Below are 4,812 nucleotides of genomic sequence, written 5' to 3' on the forward strand. Positions count from 1 at the left end.
CACCGGAGGAACCGGTGCCCCCGCCGCAGGGGCCGCGCTCCGGGACGGGGACCCGGAGCCCTCGCTCACAGCTCCTTGATGCGCACGTCCCGGTAGGAGACGACGTCCGTGACGCTGTGCACCTGGAGCCCGATGTAGCCCGAGGCGTAACGCCGTCCGTCCGTGCCCGGGTCGTCGTCACGCGGCGGCTCGAAGACCTGGCCGCCGTCGTTGTCGAACTCGTTGATCAACTCCCCGTTCCGGTATACGGAGTAGTGCTGTCCGACGACCTTGATCTCGTAGTCGTTCCAGGTGCCCTTGGGCGTGACGCCCGCGCCGCCCAGGCCCACGCGGTCGAAGCCGTAGACCGAGCCGGTCTTGTACATGTCGCCGTCCGGCGCGTCGAGGATCTGCACCTCGTGCCCGAACTTGATGGCGACCCACTCGGGCCGGGGCTCCTCCGGGTTGTCGTGGACGTACGGAAAGCGCGTGAAGACACCGGAGTTGGCGTTGCCGCCGTCCGGGGCGTCGTCGCGGAACTGGAGCTTGAGCGAGTAGTCCCCGTACTTGCGCTTCGGGTACCAGAGCATGCCCATGCCCTCGGTCTCCGTGCTGCTGGTCATGGTGCCGTCGTCGTTGAGCCCGAAGGCGCCGCCGCCGACGTGCTGCCACTTCGCGAAGGACTCCGCCGTGCCGTCGAACAGCTTGGTGTAGCCCTCCTGTTGGCCCGGCTTCCCGATCGGGGAGCTCTTCGCCGTACGCACGATGAGCTTGCCCTCCCGCGCGTCGAGCACCTTGTCCTTCAGCAGCGCGTCGGTGATCTCCGTGACGTGCTTGACGAACAGGGCGTGCGACGACCAGTCCTTCTCGTCCTCGATCAACTCGCCGACCGTGCAGCGCCGGTCCGTCATCCGGTTGGGCACGCCGGTGTCGGTCTCGCCGATGAAGACGGTCGGACGCTCGTCGAACTCCGGGCAGTCGGGGGCGGGTACGCCGCCGCCCGGCACCACGTCGAAGGACTCCGCGACCGCCTGCGAGGTGTTGCCCGCCTTGTCCGTCGCACGGTGCGCGACGCTGTGATGACCCGCGCGGTCCACCACGACCGGATCGCCGTAGGCGAGGAACGGGCCGCCGTCCAGGGAGTATTCGACCTTCGCGACACCCGACTCCGCGTCCGTGGCGGCGATCGTGACCGTGGCCTTGCCGATGTAGTCGCCGTCGGAGTTCTTCTTGCCCTCCGTCGTCGCGCTCGTCTCCGGCGGTGTGGTGTCCTCCTCCGGCTGCTCGACGACGGTGAACTCCACGGACTTCGCCTCCGCGGCGTTGCCCGCCTTGTCCGTCGCCTTGTACGTGACGGTGTGCGTGCCGGGCTCGTGCACCATGACCGGCGCCGAGTAGGGCTGGAACCCGCCGTCGTCCAGGGCGAATTCGACGGTGTTGACGCCCGAGCCGGCGTCGGACGCGGTGACGGTCACGGTGGCCATGCCCACATAGGCGCCGTCCGCGTCCTGTTCGCCGTCCACCGTCGCCGAGGTCTCGGGCGGCGTCGTGTCGTCCGTCGGCGGAGCGACGACGGTGAACTCGACGCTCTTCTCCTCCGCCACGTTGCCCGCCTTGTCGGTGGCCCGGTAGCGGACGGTGTGCTCGCCGGTCTCATGGACCATCACCGGCTCGGTGTAGGTCTGGTAGCCGCCGTCGCCGAGGGCGTACTCGATCGTGTCCACGCCGCTGCCGCCCTCGTCGGACGCGCTGACGCTGACGGTGGCCATCCCCACGTACGCGCCGTCGGCGTTCTGATCGCCGTCGACCGTCGCCGAGGTCTCCGGCGGCGTGGTGTCGTCGCCCCCGCCGCCGTCGGTGACGACGAGCGTGCCCTGCATCTGGCCGTGACCGGGAATCGTGCAGTGGTACTTGTACGTCCCGGGCGTCAGCGTCACCTCGACCGAGTGCTTGCCGCCCTGCGCGTCGGACGGATTGGCGAGGATGTTGACGTTCACGTCGTCGTTGTAGTCCGGGTCGCCGGTCACAAACGTCAGCGTGTGCGGCATGGACGTGGTGTTGCCCGTCGCCTCGCTGTTCTCGAACTCGATCGTCGCCGCCCCGGCCACCGCCGTCTCGGGCGCCGAGGTGTAGTGGGTGATGTCGTCGCCCGCCGTCCACCGCAGCACCTGCGCCGCCGCGGGGTCGGCGCCCGGCGCGGACGGCGCCTGCTGCCCGTACGCGGGCGCCGAGGTCAGGCCGAGCACCATCAGCAGCGCCGCGCACAGCGCCGTCACGGCCGTACGGAGGGCGCGCCGCCGCCGGCGCACCGCCGGTGCCGTACGGGGCCGCCGGGTGCCTGCGCGTATGCGTGCGCCTGCGGGCCGGTTCATCGTGACGCCCCCTTCGCCTCGTTCTTCGCGTCGTCCGTCGCATCGCCGCGGACGACGTCGCCCGGCGCGGGAGTCGCGGCGCCGCCCTGGTAAGTGACGTGCCACAGCGCGGACTTGTCGTCGGAGGTGAAGAAGCCGCGCCCGTAGTCCAGGACGTAGAGCGACCCGTCGGGGGCGAACTTCCAGTCCATCAGGTTGCGGATGCCGTCCTCGCCGACCGGGATGATCTTGCGCAGGCTCTCCGCGTGCGCCGGCAGCGCACCGGGCTCGTCGCCGTCCGGCATCACCACGGCGTGCCGCGGCTGGTCGGCGTCGTAGAAGTCGCCGACGAACCACTTGCCGTCCCAGTACGCGGGCCATGCGCCCTTCGCCGCCGCGGAGGCGTCGTAGCGGTAGACCGGGCCGTCCATCGTGGCCTGGCCGCCGCCCTTGAGCCACGGCAGCAGCAGCTCCTGCTCCTCCTCCTTGTAGCTGGGGACGCCGTTCTCGTCGCGCGGATAGTCGGGCCCGCCGCCCTGCGGCGAGTACCAGATGTTGTTCGCGCGGGCCGGCGGGATGTTCACCAGGCCGTCGTTGTTGGGGGACTCGTTCTTCAGGTGGTCGCAGTCGTACCAGCCCAGCGGCTTGTCCGGGTCGGGCAGATTGCGGTCGCGGTAGGGCTGCTTGTTGCCCATGCAGTACGGCCAGCCCTGGTTGCCCGCCTCGGTGATCCGGGCGAACGTGTCGTACTTGGCGGGACCCCAGGTGGTGCTGGGCTCACCCGCGTCCGGCCCGACCCAACCCGCGTACAGCACATCGGTCTTGGGGTCGATGGAGATGCGCGCGGGGTTGCGCACGCCCATCACATAGATCTCGCCGCGCGTCTTGCCGCCGCCCTCGTCGCTCTCCTCGCCGGTGAAGAGATTGCCCTCGGGGAGCGTGTAGGTGCCGTCGTCCTCGGGGTGGATGCGCAGGATCTTGCCGTTGAGGTTGTTGGTGTTGCCCGCGGTGCGTCGTGCGTCGGCGAACGAGGTGCCCTTGTAGGACGGTTCGGGGTTGTTGCCGGAGTAACCGTCGCTGAACTGCGAGGAGTTGTTGTCGCCCGTGGCGATGTAGAGGTTGCGCCGGGAGTCGAAGGCCATGCCGCCGCCCGCGTGGCAGCAACTGTGCACCTGCACGGGCCACTTGAGCAGCACCTTCTCCGAGGACTTGTCGAGCTTCCCGGTCCTGCTGTCCACCGTGAAGCGGGAGACGCGCCGCTCGGCGAGCTGCTTGTCCCGGTCGAGCTGCGAGTGCGGCGTGTAGTGCAGGTACATCCAGCCGTTGTCGGCGAAGTCCGGGTCGAGCGCGATGCCCAGCAGACCTTCCTCGACCTTGACCAGCTCGTCGCCGCCGCCCTTGTTGCCGAACACCGTGAGCGAGCCCACGAGTTGGACCTTCTTCGTGGCCGGGTCGTAGACGTGGACGGTGCCCTGGCCCTTGCCGACCTCCGGGTCGTCCCAGTCGGTGACCACGGGCGCCTCGGCGTCGCCGCCTCCGCGTCCGATGTAGAAGACGCGGCCGTCGTCGGCCGTGGCCAGCCCGTGCGGCTCGCCGATCTGGTCCGACTGCCCCGGCTGGTTGGCCGAAGTGACCCGCTCGGCCTTGTAGTTGGAGGTGACGGACGCCTGGCAGTCGGCCCGCGCCAGCCGCGTCGTCCACAGCAGCGCACCGCGCAGATGGGCGCGGAAGTCGGTCTCCTGGAAGCTGTCGGCGGTGCCGCCCATGGCGGTGTAGAAGGAACGCCCGCCGTCGTAGTCACGGCACCACGAGACCGGGTGGTCCCAGCCCATCGCGCCCTCGCCCGGCTCGTACGTACGCTCCCGTACGCGGGCCACGGTGTGGACCGAACCGCTCGGGTTCTCCTGCCAGTTGAGCCACTTGTCGGGACGCTTCCACTCCACCGGGAGGTCCTTGGTCGCGGGGTGGCGCCGGTCCCCGGTCTCGACGGTGGCGCGCTGCGTCGTGGCCTCGCCGCTCCCCTCCGGACGCGCGCCCACCAGCCCGGTGAACCACTCGGAGTACGGCTCGGCGCGTGCCGCCCCGTGGATGCCGAGGAAGCCGCCGCCAGCCTCCATGTAGCTCTGCAGGCCCGCCTCTTGGGCCGGGTCGAGCACGTCGCCGCCGCCGGTGAGGAAGACGACGGCGTTGAAGCGGCCGAGCCGCTCGGAGGCGAAGACGGACGGGTCCGCGGTCGCGGTGACCGTGAAGCGCTCCGCGGCAGGACCGCTCTGACCGATCTTCTCGATCGCCTCGATCCCGGCGTCGACGGTCGGCGGCTCCTCGCCTGCCGAGGCGTGGAAGACCAGCACGCGGACGTTCTCCCCGCCCGGAGGGGAGGGGAGTTGGAGCTTCGGCGCGGACGGCACGGGCGGTGTGCCCGCGAGGGCCGGGCTGCCGCCCAGCAGGGAGGCGGCGAGCGCCCCCGCCGCCACCGCCGCGA

2 protein-coding genes are annotated in these 4,812 nt (G+C 70.6%); both read right to left on the reverse strand.

The window, feature by feature from the left end; genetic code table 11:
* Nucleotides 1-65 precede the first annotated feature (65 nt).
* Nucleotides 66-2,228, reverse strand: coding sequence for an OmpL47-type beta-barrel domain-containing protein (locus AN218_RS19860; RefSeq protein ID WP_244900541.1), 2,163 nt, complete (start codon nt 2,226-2,228; stop codon nt 66-68).
* Nucleotides 2,229-2,347: 119 nt separating this feature from the next.
* Nucleotides 2,348-4,812, reverse strand: a 2,465-nt coding sequence (locus tag AN218_RS19865) for a ThuA domain-containing protein (RefSeq protein ID WP_244900540.1), incomplete at its 5' end; no start/stop codon positions are given.

The organism is Streptomyces nanshensis, from assembly GCF_001751255.1.
Classification (GTDB): Bacteria; Actinomycetota; Actinomycetes; order Streptomycetales; family Streptomycetaceae; genus Streptomyces; species Streptomyces nanshensis_A.

Bases quoted from the DNA above. Each gene is read 5' to 3' on its own strand.
- AN218_RS19860 (WP_244900541.1), bottom strand. From the start codon at position 2,228: ATGGTGCTCGGCCTGACCTCGGCGCCCGCGTACGGGCAGCAGGCGCCG.